Raw genomic sequence first — 15,577 nt, 5'->3', positions numbered from 1 at the left:
GACCGGGCGCGGCGGAACAGTACCTGCCGGCTACTTGCCGAGCTTGCGGCGCTGCACCCGCGTCTTCTTCAGCAGCTTGCGGTGCTTCTTCTTCGCCATACGCTTGCGGCGCTTCTTGATTACGGAACCCACGTCTGACCATCCAAACTCAAAGAGAACGTCGGCAAAGCTTACCCGTAGGTCACTGTCCCGACCTAAAGCAGCCTCCTCGACTAAACTTGACATGACCTGGGGAGGCCGTTTTGAGGGCTCGGTACGACGGTTTGGCGGACTGGTACGAAGAGCGGTTCGTGGAGGGTTCGGAGCCGCATCACCCGGCGTCCTGGAGCTGCTCGGCCCCGGTTCAGGACCGTGTCTCGACATCGGCTGCGGCACCGGGCGGAACTTCGAATCGATCCGGGCCAGCGGACGCAGCGTCGTCGGGCTGGACTTCTCGAAGGACCAGCTGAGCCTGGCCCGGACCCGCACCGACGGACCCCTCGTGCACGGCGATGCTGCCGTGCTTCCGTTCGCCGACGCGTCCTTCGACACCGCGATCACGATGTGGATCTCGACGGACGTCGACGACTTCGGCGCGGTCCTCCTCGAGGCGGCGCGGGTGCTGCGCCCGGGCGGGGTGCTGGTCGCGTACGGCGTGCACCCCTGCTTCAACGGACCGCACGTCGTGTACGAGGAGGACGGCCGCCGGACCGCCCACCCGACGTACCGGCAGTCCGGCTGGCACGACGAGTCGCCGTGGTGGAGCGCGGAAGGTATCCGTCGCCGGATCGGTATGCGCCACGTGCCCCTGGCGGAGTATCTGAACGCGATCGTCGAGTCCGGCCTGACGGTCGAGCGCTTCGAGGAGCCGACCGGCCCCGACATCCCGCACGCGTTGGCGTTTCGCGCGCGTCGTACCAACTAGGCGGCTTTGCGGACCGTGACCTCGGCGACGGGCTTGGTGAGGACTGCCAGGTGCGGGGTGGCGGTGCTCTTGGTGGTGCTCGCGTAGGCGGCGGGGGTGAAGGCGACGGCGGCCAGGCCCAGGGTGGCGATGGTGCCTACGGCAACTGTTTTGACGATTCGGATCGGCATCGGGAGCCTCCTTCTGGTTGGTGGTTCCATCCTGGTCGCGCGGGCTGCGACGGTCCTGGAAGGAACCTGGCAGCCTGCTGGGAATGGCGCAGTACGGTGGTCGCATGGCGTACGTCGTCTTTGTCGGTGGACTCGTGGTGGTGCTCGCGGGGCTGACCTGGTTCGCCTCGTGGGCGAAGCGGCGGGGTCGCGGGTCCGGGGTGGCCGGCGCGTTGGCGGCGTACGAGGAGGCGTATCGGACGACCGCGCACCAGTCACACCACGAGTTGCGCCAGCAGGCTGATCGCAAGTCCGAGAGTGGCTCCCCGGACGATCTCTAACGCAGGAAGTCGGCAACCGGGCCAAGTGTGAGCAGGCCGCTGCCGGCCGCGTGCTCTTCTGCCGCAGGCGCCAGGGCGGTCTGCGCTTTCTCCAACAGTTGGGCGTCGCCTGACTGCCGGGCCGCGTGAGCAGTTAGCGCCCAGTAGGTCTCGAGTAACAGCCCAGGCGGCGGGTTCGGCGATCCCTTCACCCACGGAGCGTGCGGGCCATAGTCCGCCTCGGGGATGGGCTCGCCGTGGCGGATCGCGTGCGCGGCCAACGCAAGCGGGAGAAGGCCTTCGCTCAGGCCGGGCATGCCGGCGCCGTCCAGCAAGGCCGCTGCCGCGCGGTAGGACTCGGGGGTGTCGGCGCGGAGGGCGGCGTACCAGCGGGTGAAGACCTCGACGAGCGGAAGTTCGTGGCGGGCGGCCAACGCGTCGGCGGCCGCGGCGTGTTCGTCCGCGGCTGTGTGGTCGGCTCGTGCGCACGCGGACTGGAGCCGGATCAGGTGGCCCAGAACCTCATAGGTAAAGAGGTTGTGGCGTTGCGAGAGGGTGACGAGCTCGGCGCCGATCGCGTCGCGGGCTGGAGCGAGGCCGGCTCGGTAGCAGGTCTGCATGAAGACGCCGTTGAGCGTGAAGGCCAGCAGTGCGGGATCGTCCAGACCGCGTGCGAGCTCCTCGGCCTCGAGCGCTGCCTCGTGAGGGCGCGATGAGCGGGAGCCACGCGATTCCAGTGCGATGGTCGCGAGCAGGCGGGCGCGGATGCTCGGGTGGTGCTGCGTCGGCAGGACCCGTTCAGCCGCAGCCACGATCGCCGCGGCCTGGGTCTCGTCGTCGGAGCGCGTCCAGATGGCAGGTACGTCGTACGCGCCGATCACTCGCGCCGTCAGATCGGGATCGCCGGGTTCCTCGGCAGCCGTGATGGCAGCGAGGCGATGTCCACGCGCGGCCTCCAAGCCGCCGCCACCGGTGACCGCGAGGTTGCGGAGTAGTCCGACTGTCGACTCGATCCGGGCGCGTGTCCCGCCGACCACGCGGTCGTACGCCGCGGCCGTCTCCGCCCAGACGCTGCCGGCCGGCGTGAGATGGGCGGCCTGGTTGAGGATGTCGGTCTCCAACCGGCTGAGCGCCGGGCCGGGATCGACACCGAGCTGACCGACCAGAGTCTCCCGGGCGCGACGCAGTACGGCGAGAGCGTCGCCCTGCCGCTCGCTCCGGTACAAGGCCAGCGCGAGCAACCGCCAGGCGTCCTCACGCCACGGATGCTCAGTCACATGTGCGTCCAGGTCCGGCACTGCCTCCGCCGCGAGCCCCAACGCCAGCCGCGCCTCCCCGACCCGCTCCACGGCCCGCAGCCGCAACTCGCTCAGCCGCGAACGCTCGGCCAGCGCCCACCCTTCATCCGCAAACTCCGCGTACGCCGGACCCCGCCACAACGCCAACCCCGTAAGCAGTCCCGGCAGCAGCTCCCCCGGCGGCAACGACGCCGCCACCGCCGCCTCGAACCTCCACGCATCCACAGCCTCGGTCCGCAACGCATAACCAGGCCCCTCGGTCACGAGCAACCGAGCCGGCTCCCTCGGCGCCCGCTCCGGCTCGATCGCCCGCCGCAACGCAGCCACAAACGTCCGCAACGCACTCAACGCCCCCGCCGGCGGATCCACCCACAGGTCATCCACCAGAACCCCAGCCGGCACAACCCGCCCCCGCGCCACCACCAATCGCCCCAACACCGCCCGATGCCGAGGGCCCTTCAAATCAACCGGCTCCCCGTCCCAGGCCTCGACCGGCCCAAGCACCCCGAACTCCACCCAGCCACCGTAGCGTGCTCATCGAACGCTCATCGGCATCCAGCAAGCTGATCGGCGTGAACGAATTCGCCTACCACCGCATCCACGCGAACGGCGTGACACTCAACGTCGCCGTTGCCGGGTCCGGCACTCCGGTTGTCCTGCTCCACGGGTTCCCACAGACGCACCTGATGTGGCGGAAGGTCGCTCGTGAGTTGGCGGGTGAGCACACGGTGATCTGTCCCGATCTGCGCGGGTATGGCGAGAGCGACAAGCCTGACGGGGACTACTCGAAGCGGACTATGGCGGCGGATGCTGTCGCGGTGGCTCGGGAGTTGGGGTACTCGCGGTTTGGGTTGGTGGGGCATGACCGGGGGGCTTTGGTGGCTTTTCGGGCTGGGCTTGATCATCCGGATGTGGTGTCGCACCTGATGTGCTTGGACGTGTTGCCCACGCTCGACATGTGGGAGGTGATGCACGGTACGAGTGCGGCGGTCGGGTTCCATCTGTATCTGATGGCGCAGCCGGCCGGGCTGCCGGAGCGGATGATTGCGGCGGCGTCCGACGAGTTCTTCGGGTACTTCCTGGATCTCTGGGTGAAGGATCCCGCGGCGATCCCGCCCGAGGTGCGGTCCGTCTACCTGGAGGCGTCGCGGCGGGCGATCCCGTCGATCGTCGCGGACTATCGAGCCTCGGCGACGATCGACGTCACGCACGATTCGGAAGATCTTGCTCAGGGCAACAAGCTGCGGATGCCGGTGACGGTGATCCAGCAGGACTGGGGTGCGGCGCTCGGCTTCGACGCCGCCGCGCGCTGGAAGGCCTGGACGACCGACCTCCACCACCAGACCACGACCGCCGGCCACTTCATGGCCGAGGAAGCACCGGACGAGATCAGTACTGCGATCCGCGCACTCCTCAAGCGGTGAGGTACGCCGTCGACTCGGCCAGCGCACCGAGAGCCTGATCCAACGACGTACTGACCAGGCGGCCGTCGCGCTTCACCGGCGTACCTCCGACGAGGACCGTGTCCACGTTGCCGGGATGCGCTGCGGTCACCACCGTCGCTACCGGATCGTGCAGTCCGCCGACCAGGTTGATGTCCGTACTGCGCAACAGGATCACATCAGCCTTGTTGCCAATAGCAAGCGAACCGACCTCGGCCAACCCGAGTGCACGAGCACCACCGAGCGTGGCCAGCTGCAGCACCTCTGCGGCGGAGAACGCCTTGTAGCCAAGGGCAAGCACCTCGTGCATCGCGCGGAACATGTCGCCGCCGGAGGTGGTCACAACGTCGATCCCGAGGCTGAAGTCAACCCCGGCTGCGCGGAGTCGACCGGCCAGCGGTTGCCCCATCTCCATCCGCGCCTCGACCGTTGGCGTGACCGAGACGGCCGCGCCGGTCTCGGCGATCACCTTCAGCTCAGAGTCGGGCAGGTTGTTCCCGTGCACGTACAGGGTGTTCGGCCGAGCCAGGCCGGCGTCGCGTAGTTGCGTGATCGGATCCGGTGTCTGCGAACTGCTGCTGATATGCACCACAACCGGCACACCCAGCGAGTCCGCGAGCTCCCAGTCCGCCTGGACAGTCTCGAACGGCACGAACGAAGGCCCGATCGCGGCGACCGCAAGACCAAGGCGCTCGGACTGCCGCGCCATGATGCGCCGCATCTCCGCCGGATTGACAGCGCCACCGCCGAGCGGCGAGGGACCGTACCCGAAGACGGCCCGGATCCCGCTACGCTCCAACGCATCCAGAGCCGCGTCGGCATGCTCGGGCGTCCGCTGGACATGTGAGTAGTCCTGAACCGTCGTGATTCCGGCGTTCAAGCACTCCAATGCACCGACAAGGTTGCCTGCTGCAACATCTTCGGCGCGGAACCGGGAACCATAAGCACCGAGCACCCGCTCGAAGTACGTCCCGAGATCGTCGTCGACCGTGATCCCGCGCAAAGCGGTCTGCCACAGATGCCGATGCGTGTCCACGAACCCCGGCAACACGATCCGTTCACTCGCGTCGATCACCTCGGCATCCACGTCCAGCTCGGGCCCGACCGCGGCGATCCGCCTGTCCTCGATCAGTACGTCGGCCCCCCGGCGTACGACCACCTCCGGGAAGGTGTCGATCACGGTCCCACCCTTGAGCAACAGCCTCACAAACATCTCCCTCAGTAGAAAGCTTTCTTAAAAGCTATCACCAAAGGGATTTAGACTGTCAACCGTGAACGACGACCCGGTGGACCAGCTGATCGCTTCGTGGCAGCAGGAGTTGCCCGAGGTCCTGCACCCGACCAGCGAGCTCGCGAAACGGATCATGGTGCTGGCAGCGGAGCTGAGCGAGTCGACCCGGCAGATCCTCCGCGACCTCGGCCTGACCACCGCGGAGTACGACGTGATCGTGTCCCTGCGTCGCGGCGGCACGCCGTACCGTCAGAAGCCGTCGGACCTGAGCCGGAACCTCCTCCTGTCCTCCGGGGGCACCAGCAACGTCACCAACCAGTTGGTACGCCGAGGCCTCGTCACCCGCGAACCGGATCCGGACGACGGCCGCGGCACGCAGATCCGTCTCACCCCCGAGGGGATCAGCCTGGCGGAGCAGGCGGTGAAGGCGAGCTCGGCCGCGCACCACGAGCTCTGGGCCGACCTGCCGGACGAGACCGTCGCTCAGGCCGCCAAGGCGCTCCGGGCGCTGTTCAGAGCATGACGAAGGGGCCGGTCCAATGGATCCGGCCCCTTCGACTCTCGTTGTTATCCGGCTTGGAAGAAGGCGCCTTTGAGGTAGTCGTGCACGGCGTCCTCCGACACCCGGAACGAACGACCTACCCGCACCGCGGGCAGCTCTCCGGAGTGCACCAAGCGGTACACAGTCATCTTGGACACGCGCATGGCCGTGGCGACTTCCGCCACGGTCAGGAACTTCACCTCGGCGAGCGGCTGCTCACCACCGGACTTCTTTGATGCCATTGCGCACCGCACTTCCAGCACGGATCGTGCGCCGGCTTCCCCTCCGGCACCTCCGTCCGTGCATGCAACGAGCGTAGTGGCTGTTGGTACGAATGGGAAAGAGGGGGACTCCTGTGACTCAATACGTTGTATCAAGACCTAACAAAGGGAAGCTGGCGTCGCGTGTCGCCTTGATCGAGCGGTCGAGCCAGGTGTTGGGGTTGTAGCCGGTCGACCAGTCGACGTACTTCGCGTCCTGGCCGTCGGTCATCCGCATCGGCGCGACCCGGCCGAACCGGATCTGGATCTCCTCGCGCCACCCCTCCGGCACCGGCGTCAGCGGGTCGATCGGGTCACCCGCGACGATCGCGAGCAGGTGCGTCCAGGCCCGCGGTACGACGTCGATGATCGCGTACCCACCGCCGCCGGTAGCGACCCACTTCCCGCCCGCTACCTCGTGCGCGAGGTCGTGCAAGGCCACGTACGCCGCCCGCTGTCCGTCGATGGTCTTCGTCAAGTGAGCCAGCGGATCCTCGACGTGCGAGTCGCACCCGTGCTGCGTCACGAGCACGCTCGGCCGGAACGCCTTCACCACGTCCGGCACGATCGCGTGGAACGCCCGCAACCAGCCCGCATCGCCGGTCCCCGGCGGCAGCGCGACGTTGACCGCCGTACCCTCCGCGCCTGGCCCGCCGGTCTCGCCGGGACTGCCCGTCCCCGGGAACAGCGTGGTCGGCGACTCGTGCAGGCTGACGGTCAACACCCGCGGATCGTCGTAGAAGACGGCCTGTACGCCGTCCCCGTGGTGCACGTCGACGTCGACGTACGCGACCCGCTCGGCGCCGTGGTCGAGCAGCCACTGGATCGCGATCGCCGGATCGTTGTACACGCAGAAACCGCTGGCCTGGTTGGGCATTGCGTGATGTAGACCGCCGGCGATGTTCGCGGCGTGCAGTACGTCGCCCTCCCACACCGCCCGCGCCGCCTCGACCGAGGCGCCGACGATCTGCGCCGAGACCTCGTGCATCCGCGGGAAGCAGTAGGTGTCGGACGTGCCGAGCCCGTGGATCGGATCCGCCTCGTCGGGGTGGTCCCCGGCGTTCTTCACCGCGGCGACGTACTCCGGGGTGTGCACGGTCTCGAGCAACGCATCGTCCGCCGTCGGCGCGGGCACGACCTTCAGTTGATCGAGTACGCCGAGCGCCCGCGCCAGCTTGATCGTCAGCTCGACCCGGATCGGACTCATCGGGTGCCCCCGGCCGAAGTCGTACGCCGTCAATCCGTCGTCGAAGACCAGCAACGCCTCACCACTCATGCCCCGACGATAACCGTCAGGCCTTGGGCATGGGTTTCCCGAATCTTCTGTTCAGGCGGAAAGCGCCGCCGCCTGCATGGAAGACGGTCATCACGGCGGCGCCCAGCACCCCGGCGATCGCGGCCGGCCAGGGATGAGCGGCGACGTGCGCCGGGACGATCAGCGCGCCGGCGATCACGAAGGCGACAAGGCCGCCGACCGCGTTCCTCATCGGGGAATTGCCGGTCAGATTCGGGTACTCGCGGGCACTGATGCCCTGCACGAAATGCGGCATGCCGTTGAACATCATCAGCCCGGCCAGGAACGTCAGCAGAATCGCCTGGATCATCGAAACTCCTCATTCGGTCTACATGTGTTGACTGAACCGTAGACCGGCACACCTTGCTGAGTCAACATGCGTAGACTGAACTCCATGGCGACCAGGGTGGAACAGCGGCAGGCGACCGAGGCGCGGATCCTCACCGCCGCGCGGCAACTGTTCGGCGAGCACGGCTTCGATCGGACGACGATCCGCGCGATCGCGACCGAGGCCGGCAGCGACCCCGGCCTGGTGATGCGGTACTTCGGGTCCAAGGAGAAGCTGTTCGCGCAGGCAGCCGCGATCCCCGCAGACGGTCCGATCGAAGGCACGCCTGAGCAGATCGCGCAGCTACTCACGGCCGCGCTGACCGAGAAGCTGACCGACGAGCCCGCGGCCTCGCTAGCTGCTCTCCGCGCGATGTTCAGTCATCCCGAGGCGGCCGAAGAGGTGCGGGCGGCGATGACCTCGCAGCAGCGGCAGATCGCGGCGCAGTTGCCCGGGGATGACGCCGTACTGCGGTCCGGGGTGATCGGGGCACTGACGCTCGGGCTGGTGATCAGTCGGCACCTGGTCCGGCTGGACGGGCTGGATGCGTCGCCGGAGGAATTGATGGCTGTCGTCGGGCCGTTCATCGAGGAGCTGACGACAGGAACCTGAGGCAAGAGCGACGAGCCGGCGCAACACCCCTCCCTGGTTGCGCCGGCTCGTCGGTGGTCCAACAGTCGATTCATCGGCAGCGGACTGCAAAGCGTTACAGAATTTGCAGGTTCCTGCAGATCTACGCCTGAGCAAGCGCTCGAATGGGCCCTTTTCGCGCCGTTTTCGGTGTGCTTCGACTGCGGACAGTGAGATTCGGACTTGCGGGGGCCGCGGAGCAGGCCGCACAGTACCTCCCGTGAGGCAAATGAAACCCAACCGGCGGCAGATCTTCACAGTCGGAGCGGCAGCCGCCGTCTCTGCGGCTGTCTCTACCGAAATCGCATCCGCCACCACGGCGTCCACCTCTGCCGATACGATCGACGGCTTCGCGGCCGCCACCACCACGACCACCGGCCCGTACGGCTCGGGCGTGCTCGGCTCCTGGGCGAACGGTACGCGCGCCATCTCGACCACCGCGCAGATCCACCGCGTCCTCGACACCGACGGCGTCTACATGTTCGGCGACAGCATCTCGGTCCAGGACGGGAAGTCGCTCGCGACCCGGCTGCTCGGTCGCGACGGCAGCCAGATGGCCGTAAACAACTGGTCCAGCCGGCCCACCTCCGGCGCCGTTGACGCGCTGCAGCAGTGGGCAGCGGCGTACGGCCTGCCGCGACGGGTCCTGATGGCGAGCGGGTCGAACGACATCTTCGACCCGCCGAAGTTCGCCGTCCAGCTCGACCGGGCGATGAGCATCGTCGGCCGCAACCGGATCGTGTACTGGGTCAACATCCAGGCCGTCCGCAAGAGCGTCGGCGCGACGATTCAGCTCGCGGACCAGCGCAACAGCTCGTGGCTGAACATGCAGATGTACGACGCGCAGGAGAGGTACTCGAACCTGCGCATCATCCGCTGGGCCGAGTGGCTCTGGGTCAAGCCGTACCGGTTGCTGAACTACCTGCGCGACGGAGTCCACCCGTCGGTGCCGTTGGGCCAGGACGCCCGCAACGAATTGATCGTCCAGTCGCTGACCGCACGATGAGGTACGCTCGATCCGTGAACACGAACTTGCAGCTGTGGTGGGCCGCCTAGGGCGGTCCACCCGGCGTGTTCGCACGCAGCCACCAAGGCCGCCTCTCCGAGGCGGCCTTTTTCGTTGCCCTCGGTGGGGCCCACACACCGAAAGGCAACGATCATGACTGCACTGTCCGGCATCACCCCGTCCGGCCGGCTGACGCTCGGCAACCACCTCGGCGCGCTGCGCCGGTTCACCGACCCGGACGGCTTCTACTTCGTCGCGAACCTGCACGCGATGACGACCAAGCACGACCCTCGAAGACTCGCCGCGCTCACCCGCGAGTTCGCGACGCTGATGCTCGCGGCCGGAGTACCCGAAGGCACGGTCTTCATCCAGTCCGACGTCCCCACACATGCCCAGCTCGCGTACCTGCTCGAGTGCACGTCGTACGTCGGTGAGCTGTCGCGGATGATCCAGTACAAGGAGAAGGGCAACCGCCCGATGACCCGGGCCTCGCTGTTCACGTACCCGTGCCTGATGGCCGCGGACATCCTGCTGTACGGCGCGGAGCGGGTCCCGGTCGGCGGCGACCAGGACCAGCATGTCGAGCTCGCCCGCGACATCGCGATCCGCTTCAACCGCGAGTACGGCGAGACGTTCGTCGTACCGCAGCTGAACAAGGCGGCGCTGGCGACCCGGGTCAAGGATCTGGCCAACCCGACCGCGAAGATGAGCAAGTCTGCGGCCGACGACGCGATCGGCACGATCCGGCTGCTCGACCCGCCGGACGTGATCCGCCGGCAGATCATGCGCGCGGTCACGGACTCGGAGAACGAGGTCCGGCACGACGAGGCGAACAAGCCGGGCGTCACCAACCTGCTGGACATCCTGGCCGCGTGCACCGACGGCGACCCGGTCGAGCTGGCGAAGTCGTACGCGACGTACGGCGCTCTCAAGCAGGATGTGGCGGATGCCGTTCTCGCGGTGATCGACCCGCTGCAGAAGGAGTACGCGCGGCTGACGACCGACCCGGGAGCGATCGACCAGCTGCTCGCGCAGGGCCGGGACCGGGCGCTCGACGCGAGCACTCCCCGACTCCAAGCAGCGACGCGAGCCATGGGTTTGGCAGGATCGGCACCATGAAGCTCCGTGCCGCCACCTTCAACATCCGCAACTCCTCCGCACCGGACGGCGACAACGCCTGGCCGGTACGGCGGAAAGCGACCGTGGCGGCGATCGAGCACCTGGACGCGGACGTGGTCGGGCTGCAGGAAGTGCTGCCCGACCAGCTCGAGTACCTGCGCTGGCGGTTCCCGAAGTACGAGATCGTCGGCGCCGGCCGGGACGACGGGATGAGCGCGGGTGAGCACTCCGTCGTCCTGGTCCGGCCCGGCGACTGGCGGATCGAGCGGCACGAGACCCGCTGGCTGTCCGACGACCCGGGTACGCCGGGATCCGTCGGCTGGGACGCGGACCTGACCCGGATCGCGACGCTGGTCTGGCTGCGGCACCGCAACGGTACGACGGTCGGCGTCGTCAACACGCACTACGACCACGCCGGCGAGGTCGCGCAACTGCAGTCGTCGCGGCTGATCGCCCGCTGGATCAGCGGATCGCTGCCGTGGATCGTGATGGGCGACCTCAACGCCACGCCTGACTCTCCGCCGGTGAAGTCGCTCGTGGAGTCCGGCCTGTCCCTCGCCGTACCGCTCGAAGCCGGGGGCAGCTGGCACAACTTCACCGGCACTGAGGACGACGACCGCATCGACCACATCCTCGTCACACCGACGTGGACGGTGACCGACGCGGCCGTCTCGCACTACCGCCCGGACGGGCGCGTACCCAGCGACCACTGGCCCGTGGTCGCGACGCTAGATCTTCTGTAGCACTTCCTCGCGGAGACGCTCCAACGCATCGAAACGCCGGTTGCCGTCGCCGAGGAACGCGTCCGGCACGAGCAGCTCGTCGATCCCGGCCGCCGGGTACTGCGCGACCACGTCGAGCACCTCCTGCGCCGATCCCATGATCACGTGCGCGCCGCGACTCTCGAGCCTTTCCTTCCGCTCCGCCGCCTCGGCATCACCCGGTACGACGACCTCCAGGAACGTCTGCGCCGACCGCCTGATGCTCTGCGGATCCCGCCCGACTCGCTCACAGTGCTGGGCAAACACCACGCCCTTCTGCGCCGCCAGCTCCGGACGCCCCCAGTGGTTCCATTCGTCGGCGTATTTCGCAACGATGCCCAGGGCAACCTTCTCCCCCGAGGCGCCGATCAGGATCGGGAGCTGCGCCGGCTTCGGCTCACACGGCGCATCAGTGAGCTGGTAGTACTTTCCGTCGAACGTCGTCCGCTCCTGCGTCAGCAGGCCCTTGATCACCTGACAGGCTTCCTCGAACCGCTTCAGCCGCGGACCGATCGCCGGCAGCTCGATCCCGTACACCTCGTGTTCGTTGACCTGCCACCCCGCGCCGATCCCGAGCACGAACCGTCCGTTCGCGATCTGGTCGATCGTCGCGGCCGCGTTGGCGACCACCGCCGGGTGCCGGTACGTATTGCCGAGCACCATCGAGCCCACCCGCACCCGCGAGGTGCGTGCGGCGATGCCGGCCAGCAGCGCGAGAGCCTCGTTGACCGGGACGGTCAGGTCGTCGCTGTTCTGCATGAAGTGATCAGCTATCCAAACGCCGTGCCAGCCGGTGCGCTCGGCGTACTCGGCACCTTCGAGTACGCCGTTCCAGGTCCGGGAGGCTGCGGGCCACAGAGAGAAGTCCATGCGGTCATCCTGCCTCTTGGGCCGCGAGGACTGCGTCTCCGTTCTGTTTTGCCCACTCTGTGAGCATCCGGATCGGGCCCATCAGCGTGCGGCCGAGGGCGGTCAGCTCGTACTCGACGCGGGGCGGGACGCCGCCGTGATCGGTGCGCGTGACCAGGCCGTTCGTCTGCAGGCGCCGGAGCGTCTGGGTGAGCACCTTCTTCGAGATGCCGCCGATGAGATCGATCAGCTCCGAGTGGCGTCGGGCGTGATCGTTGAGCCCCCAGAGGACGACGACCGCCCACTTGTCCGCGATCACCTCGACCGCCAGGCGGGCAGGGCAATCGGCCAGGAAGATGTCACCGGGTTCCACTCCGTACACAGCGCTCAGGGTACCCAGAGGTTCCCACGGGGCTGGCTAGCGTCGACGTCATGATTCCCGAATCCAGCTACCGGCTCTTCGAGGAGCCGAAGGACGTCACGATCATCACCATCGACCCGGACGGGTCGCCACAGGCCTCGCTGGTATGGGTCGAGCGCGATGGCGACGACCTCCTGATCGGTCTCCAGGCGCCGCACCGCAAGACCCGCAACCTGTTCCGGGATCCGCGGGTGACGCTGCTGATCCAGGACGACCAGGTCAGCGCGCGAGGTATCACGCAGTACCTCGTTGTGCGAGGCACCGTGAAGCTCGACGGGCCCGGGATCCCGGACGAGTACAAGGCGTTGATGGATCGCGAGACCCAGCGCTACCTCGGGCTGCCGGAGTTCCCGTTCGGCGAAGGGATCTGGGACACCGGCGTGGTCGCCCGCGTCACCGTCGAGCGGATCGCCGGCGAAGGACCGTGGAGCGTCAGATGACGATGTGCCAGCGGAGCAGGAAGGCGCCGATCGACAGCACCAGGTACAGCAGGACGAGCGCGGCGCCGATACCCGGGCGCGGGCGGTGGCGGCGTACGGGCGTGTCCGCGGCCTGAGCCCGGATCGCCTCCATGACGGCGCCGACCTCGGCGGTGCGGTCCTTGGGGATGCCGTTGATCTCGTTCTCGTCCTGGCCGCGGGTGAGTACGACGTTGTCGTCGCCGACCTCGATCGAGTCGACGTCCTGCCAGGCCAGGCTGCGGATCAGCATGCTGGTGCGGGCCTTCAGCGCGGTCTCGGTCAGCTCCACCCGGTACAGCACGACGCCGCCGGCGACGCGGACGACCGACGCGCCGATGATCGTCAGCAGGCCGACCGCGAGCATGTCGCGGGCGCCCATCCAGAGCCACGAGTTCAGCCCCGGCACGACGATGAACGGCAGGATGAACAGCGCCCAGGCCCACCACGGCGCCGGATCCAGCGGCACACGCCACGGCAACTGGGGCACGTCGGCTCGCTGCGCGACCTCGTGTTGCTGCTGCGCAGGCGCGGTGTCCGGCTCGACCGAACCATTTCCCATGGGCGGGACCATAGCGACTCAACCCTTGAACAAGGAAGGAACTGCGGCGCACAACCATAACGCCAGCAGTGCGAGAGGTGTTATTCGGCAGGTGTTATTCGGCGGCCAGGTCGCGGGAACGGTTGCGTGCGGCCTCGATCGCCGACAGGAACGCGGCGCGGACCTTGTGGTCCTCCAGCTCGCGGACGGCGGCGGCCGTCGTACCGCCCGGAGAGGTGACGCGCTCCCGCAGTACCGTCGGGTGCTCGCCGGTCTCGCGGAGCAGCTTCGCCGAACCGACAACGGTTTGGATGACGAGGTCGGTCGCCGTACCGCGTGGGAGGCCCATGTGGACGCCGGCCTCGATCATCGACTCGACCACGAAGAAGATGTACGCCGGACCCGAGCCGGAGATCGCGGTCACCGCATCCTGCTGCTTCTCGGGCACGCGCACGACGCGACCGGTCGCGGCCAGCAGGCTCTCGGCCAGCTCGAGGTGGCTCTCGTCGCAGTGCGCACCGCGGGAGATCGCCGCCATGCCCTCGTCGACCAGGGCCGGCGTGTTCGGCATGACGCGTACGACGGCGACGCCTTCGGGCAGGCGGGACTCCACGAACTTGGTGGTGATGCCGGCGGCCAGCGAGATCACGGTCTGGGATGGCTGGACCGCAGGGGCGATCTCGGCGAGTAGATCCGGCATGTCCTGCGGCTTGACCACCAGGACCAGCGTCTCCGCCTGCTTCGCCGCGTCCAGGTTGGAGACGACGTCAACGCCGTACCGCTCCCGCAGCTCGGCGGCACGCTCCTCCCGGCGCTCGGTGATCAGGAGGTCCTCCGGTCGCCGCCCGGCCCGAATCAGCCCGGACAGCAACGTCTCCCCCATCACTCCGGCCCCGAGAACGGCCACCTTTGCACTCATGGTGCACAGGTTACTGCTGAGGGCTGCGGCTACTTCTTGCTGATCAAGGAGCGGGCGAAGAACTGCAGGTTGGCGGGGCGCTCGGCGAGGCGGCGGACGAGGTAGCCGTACCAGTCCTCGCCGTACGGGATGTAGATCCGCATGGTGTGACCGAGGCCGGCCAGGCGGAGCTGCTCCTCGGGGCGGATGCCGAAGAGCATCTGGTACTCGAAGCTGCCCGGCCGGCGGTTCGCGCGCTCCGCGAGCGCACCGGCGATCGCGATCAGCCGTGGGTCGTGCGAGGCGATCATCGGGTAGCCGGCGCCGTTCATCAGGACCTTCATCGCCCGGACGTACGCCTTGTCGACCTGGCGCTTCTCCTGGAACGCGACCGACTCCGGCTCCTTGTACGCACCCTTGCAGAGGCGGACACGGGACCCGGCGTGGGCGAGGTCGCGGCAGTCGGCCTCGGTACGGCGGAGGTACGCCTGCAGGACCGCGCCGGTCTCGGGGAAGTCCTGCCGAAGCTCGCGCAGGATGCCCAGCGTGGAGTCGGTGGTGGTGTGGTCCTCCATGTCGAGGGTCACCGTCGTACCGGCGTTGCGGGCCGCGAGGCAGATGGTCCGGGCGTTCTCGAGCGCGATCTTCTCGCCGTCGCCCGGGAGCGCCTGGCCGACCGCGGAGAGCTTGACCGAGACCTCGGCGTTCTTGGTCAAGCCGGCGGCGGCGAGCTTCTTCAGCAGGTCGAGGTACGCGTCGGCGGTGGCCTGCGCGGCGGCCAGGTCGGTGACGTCCTCGCCGAGGTGGTCGAGGGTGACGTTCAGCCCGTTGCTGACCAGCTTCTCGGTGGCCAGCACGGCCTCCGGAGCGGTCTCACCGGCGACGAACCGCGCCACGATGCCACTGGACACCGGGAGCGACGACACCGCTTTCTTGATCTGGGGGCTGCGGGACATGCCCAGCAGGACTCGCCGAAGCACTACGTGTTCCTCCTCATCAACCCACTCATCTGCCAGTGGTGTCAGCAGGTTACGCGCCTGAACCTGGCGCTCCCTAATCATGTGGCGGGGGCCACACCAGCGAGCCCACTGGTTCGATGGTCGCACCCCTGGTTGGGAGAGGATGCG

21 protein-coding genes are annotated in these 15,577 nt (G+C 68.0%); 9 read left to right on the top strand and 12 right to left on the bottom strand.

Translation table 11 applies throughout. The features are described 5' to 3' along the window. Positions 1 to 30 precede the first annotated feature (30 nt). Entirely contained in the window at positions 31 to 132 is a 102-nt protein-coding gene (locus tag ACFWUU_RS18890; RefSeq protein WP_008356322.1) for a 30S ribosomal protein bS22, read from the bottom strand. Between the two features lie 91 nt (positions 133 to 223). On the opposite strand from ACFWUU_RS18890, the gene ACFWUU_RS18885 reads away from it, so the two are divergent. Continuing rightward, on the top strand, positions 224 to 904 hold the full coding sequence (locus tag ACFWUU_RS18885) for a class I SAM-dependent methyltransferase (RefSeq protein ID WP_380177081.1): 681 nt from the start codon (positions 224 to 226) through the stop codon (positions 902 to 904). Here ACFWUU_RS18885 and ACFWUU_RS18880 read toward each other — a convergent pair. Continuing rightward, positions 901 to 1,074 (bottom strand): hypothetical protein, encoded by a 174-nt coding sequence (locus ACFWUU_RS18880; RefSeq protein ID WP_380177080.1) that lies wholly within the window; start codon positions 1,072 to 1,074, stop codon positions 901 to 903. The genes ACFWUU_RS18885 and ACFWUU_RS18880 overlap by 4 nt on opposite strands. A 104-nt stretch (positions 1,075 to 1,178) precedes the next feature. Here ACFWUU_RS18880 and ACFWUU_RS18875 point away from each other — a divergent pair, with 104 nt between their 5' ends. Next, on the top strand, positions 1,179 to 1,394 hold the full coding sequence (locus tag ACFWUU_RS18875; RefSeq protein WP_137256536.1) for a hypothetical protein: 216 nt from the start codon (positions 1,179 to 1,181) through the stop codon (positions 1,392 to 1,394). On the opposite strand, the gene ACFWUU_RS18870 is transcribed toward ACFWUU_RS18875, so the two are convergent. Next, positions 1,391 to 3,187: a BTAD domain-containing putative transcriptional regulator gene (locus ACFWUU_RS18870; protein ID WP_380177079.1), complete on the bottom strand. Its 1,797-nt coding sequence runs from the start codon at positions 3,185 to 3,187 to the stop codon at positions 1,391 to 1,393. The two genes, ACFWUU_RS18875 and ACFWUU_RS18870, sit on opposite strands and share 4 nt — an antisense overlap. A 56-nt stretch (positions 3,188 to 3,243) precedes the next feature. Between ACFWUU_RS18870 and ACFWUU_RS18865 the strand changes: the two genes are divergently transcribed. Beyond that, entirely contained in the window at positions 3,244 to 4,095 is an 852-nt protein-coding gene (locus ACFWUU_RS18865) for an alpha/beta fold hydrolase (protein ID WP_380177078.1), read from the top strand. Here ACFWUU_RS18865 and ACFWUU_RS18860 read toward each other — a convergent pair. Next, positions 4,085 to 5,320 carry an amidohydrolase family protein gene (locus tag ACFWUU_RS18860; protein ID WP_380177077.1) on the bottom strand — a complete coding sequence of 412 codons (1,236 nt, stop codon included), beginning with the start codon at positions 5,318 to 5,320 and terminating at the stop codon, positions 4,085 to 4,087. The genes ACFWUU_RS18865 and ACFWUU_RS18860 overlap by 11 nt on opposite strands. A 64-nt stretch (positions 5,321 to 5,384) precedes the next feature. Between ACFWUU_RS18860 and ACFWUU_RS18855 the strand changes: the two genes are divergently transcribed. Continuing rightward, the gene (locus ACFWUU_RS18855; protein WP_137256534.1) at positions 5,385 to 5,867 is read left to right on the top strand and encodes a MarR family winged helix-turn-helix transcriptional regulator; all 483 of its coding nucleotides are present in this window, start codon (positions 5,385 to 5,387) and stop codon (positions 5,865 to 5,867) included. 44 nt (positions 5,868 to 5,911) lie between these two features. Here the strand turns inward: ACFWUU_RS18855 and ACFWUU_RS18850 are convergent, their stop codons facing one another. From ACFWUU_RS18850 to ACFWUU_RS18840, 3 genes are all read right to left on the bottom strand, one after another. After that, a complete protein-coding gene (locus ACFWUU_RS18850) occupies positions 5,912 to 6,127 on the bottom strand; it encodes a helix-turn-helix domain-containing protein (protein WP_012923942.1) in 216 nt (71 codons plus the stop codon). 118 nt (positions 6,128 to 6,245) lie between these two features. After that, on the bottom strand, positions 6,246 to 7,421 hold the full coding sequence (locus ACFWUU_RS18845) for an acetoin utilization protein AcuC (RefSeq protein ID WP_137256533.1): 1,176 nt from the start codon (positions 7,419 to 7,421) through the stop codon (positions 6,246 to 6,248). 16 nt (positions 7,422 to 7,437) lie between these two features. After that, positions 7,438 to 7,749 (bottom strand): hypothetical protein, encoded by a 312-nt coding sequence (locus ACFWUU_RS18840; RefSeq protein WP_380177076.1) that lies wholly within the window; start codon positions 7,747 to 7,749, stop codon positions 7,438 to 7,440. Between the two features lie 84 nt (positions 7,750 to 7,833). Here ACFWUU_RS18840 and ACFWUU_RS18835 point away from each other — a divergent pair, with 84 nt between their 5' ends. The 4 genes from ACFWUU_RS18835 (at position 7,834) to ACFWUU_RS18820 (ending at position 11,265) form a co-directional block, all read left to right on the top strand. Next, positions 7,834 to 8,379, top strand: coding sequence for a TetR/AcrR family transcriptional regulator (locus ACFWUU_RS18835; protein WP_380177075.1), 546 nt, complete (start codon positions 7,834 to 7,836; stop codon positions 8,377 to 8,379). 247 nt (positions 8,380 to 8,626) lie between these two features. Further along, positions 8,627 to 9,403: a hypothetical protein gene (locus ACFWUU_RS18830; protein ID WP_380177074.1), complete on the top strand. Its 777-nt coding sequence runs from the start codon at positions 8,627 to 8,629 to the stop codon at positions 9,401 to 9,403. Between the two features lie 153 nt (positions 9,404 to 9,556). After that, positions 9,557 to 10,522, top strand: a complete 966-nt coding sequence (gene trpS / locus ACFWUU_RS18825) for a tryptophan--tRNA ligase (protein ID WP_137256530.1) — start codon at positions 9,557 to 9,559, stop codon at positions 10,520 to 10,522. Continuing rightward, a complete protein-coding gene (locus tag ACFWUU_RS18820) occupies positions 10,519 to 11,265 on the top strand; it encodes an endonuclease/exonuclease/phosphatase family protein (protein WP_380177073.1) in 747 nt (248 codons plus the stop codon). Before trpS ends, ACFWUU_RS18820 begins: the two co-directional genes overlap by 4 nt. Here the strand turns inward: ACFWUU_RS18820 and ACFWUU_RS18815 are convergent. Continuing rightward, the gene (locus ACFWUU_RS18815; RefSeq protein WP_380177072.1) at positions 11,251 to 12,153 is read right to left on the bottom strand and encodes a TIGR03560 family F420-dependent LLM class oxidoreductase; all 903 of its coding nucleotides are present in this window, start codon (positions 12,151 to 12,153) and stop codon (positions 11,251 to 11,253) included. The genes ACFWUU_RS18820 and ACFWUU_RS18815 overlap by 15 nt on opposite strands. Positions 12,154 to 12,157: 4 nt before the next feature. After that, complete coding sequence (locus tag ACFWUU_RS18810; protein WP_380177071.1) at positions 12,158 to 12,514, bottom strand: winged helix-turn-helix transcriptional regulator; 357 nt, start codon at positions 12,512 to 12,514, stop codon at positions 12,158 to 12,160. Positions 12,515 to 12,564: 50 nt separating this feature from the next. Between ACFWUU_RS18810 and ACFWUU_RS18805 the strand changes: the two genes are divergently transcribed. Then, positions 12,565 to 12,993: a TIGR03618 family F420-dependent PPOX class oxidoreductase gene (locus ACFWUU_RS18805; RefSeq protein WP_380177070.1), complete on the top strand. Its 429-nt coding sequence runs from the start codon at positions 12,565 to 12,567 to the stop codon at positions 12,991 to 12,993. On the opposite strand, the gene ACFWUU_RS18800 is transcribed toward ACFWUU_RS18805, so the two are convergent. The 3 genes from ACFWUU_RS18800 to ACFWUU_RS18790 form a co-directional block, all read right to left on the bottom strand. Next, complete coding sequence (locus ACFWUU_RS18800) at positions 12,986 to 13,573, bottom strand: hypothetical protein (RefSeq protein WP_233714916.1); 588 nt, start codon at positions 13,571 to 13,573, stop codon at positions 12,986 to 12,988. The genes ACFWUU_RS18805 and ACFWUU_RS18800 overlap by 8 nt on opposite strands. A 94-nt stretch (positions 13,574 to 13,667) precedes the next feature. Continuing rightward, positions 13,668 to 14,471, bottom strand: coding sequence for a pyrroline-5-carboxylate reductase (proC, locus tag ACFWUU_RS18795; RefSeq protein WP_137256524.1), 804 nt, complete (start codon positions 14,469 to 14,471; stop codon positions 13,668 to 13,670). Between the two features lie 29 nt (positions 14,472 to 14,500). Then, the gene (locus ACFWUU_RS18790; RefSeq protein ID WP_137256523.1) at positions 14,501 to 15,430 is read right to left on the bottom strand and encodes a proline dehydrogenase family protein; all 930 of its coding nucleotides are present in this window, start codon (positions 15,428 to 15,430) and stop codon (positions 14,501 to 14,503) included. Positions 15,431 to 15,577 lie beyond the last annotated feature (147 nt).

The organism is Kribbella sp. NPDC058693 (genome assembly GCF_042715335.1).
Taxonomy (GTDB): Bacteria; Actinomycetota; Actinomycetes; order Propionibacteriales; family Kribbellaceae; genus Kribbella; species Kribbella jiaozuonensis.
Note: the sequence above shows the minus strand (reverse complement) of the source record. Positions and strands in the feature narration are given on the sequence as shown.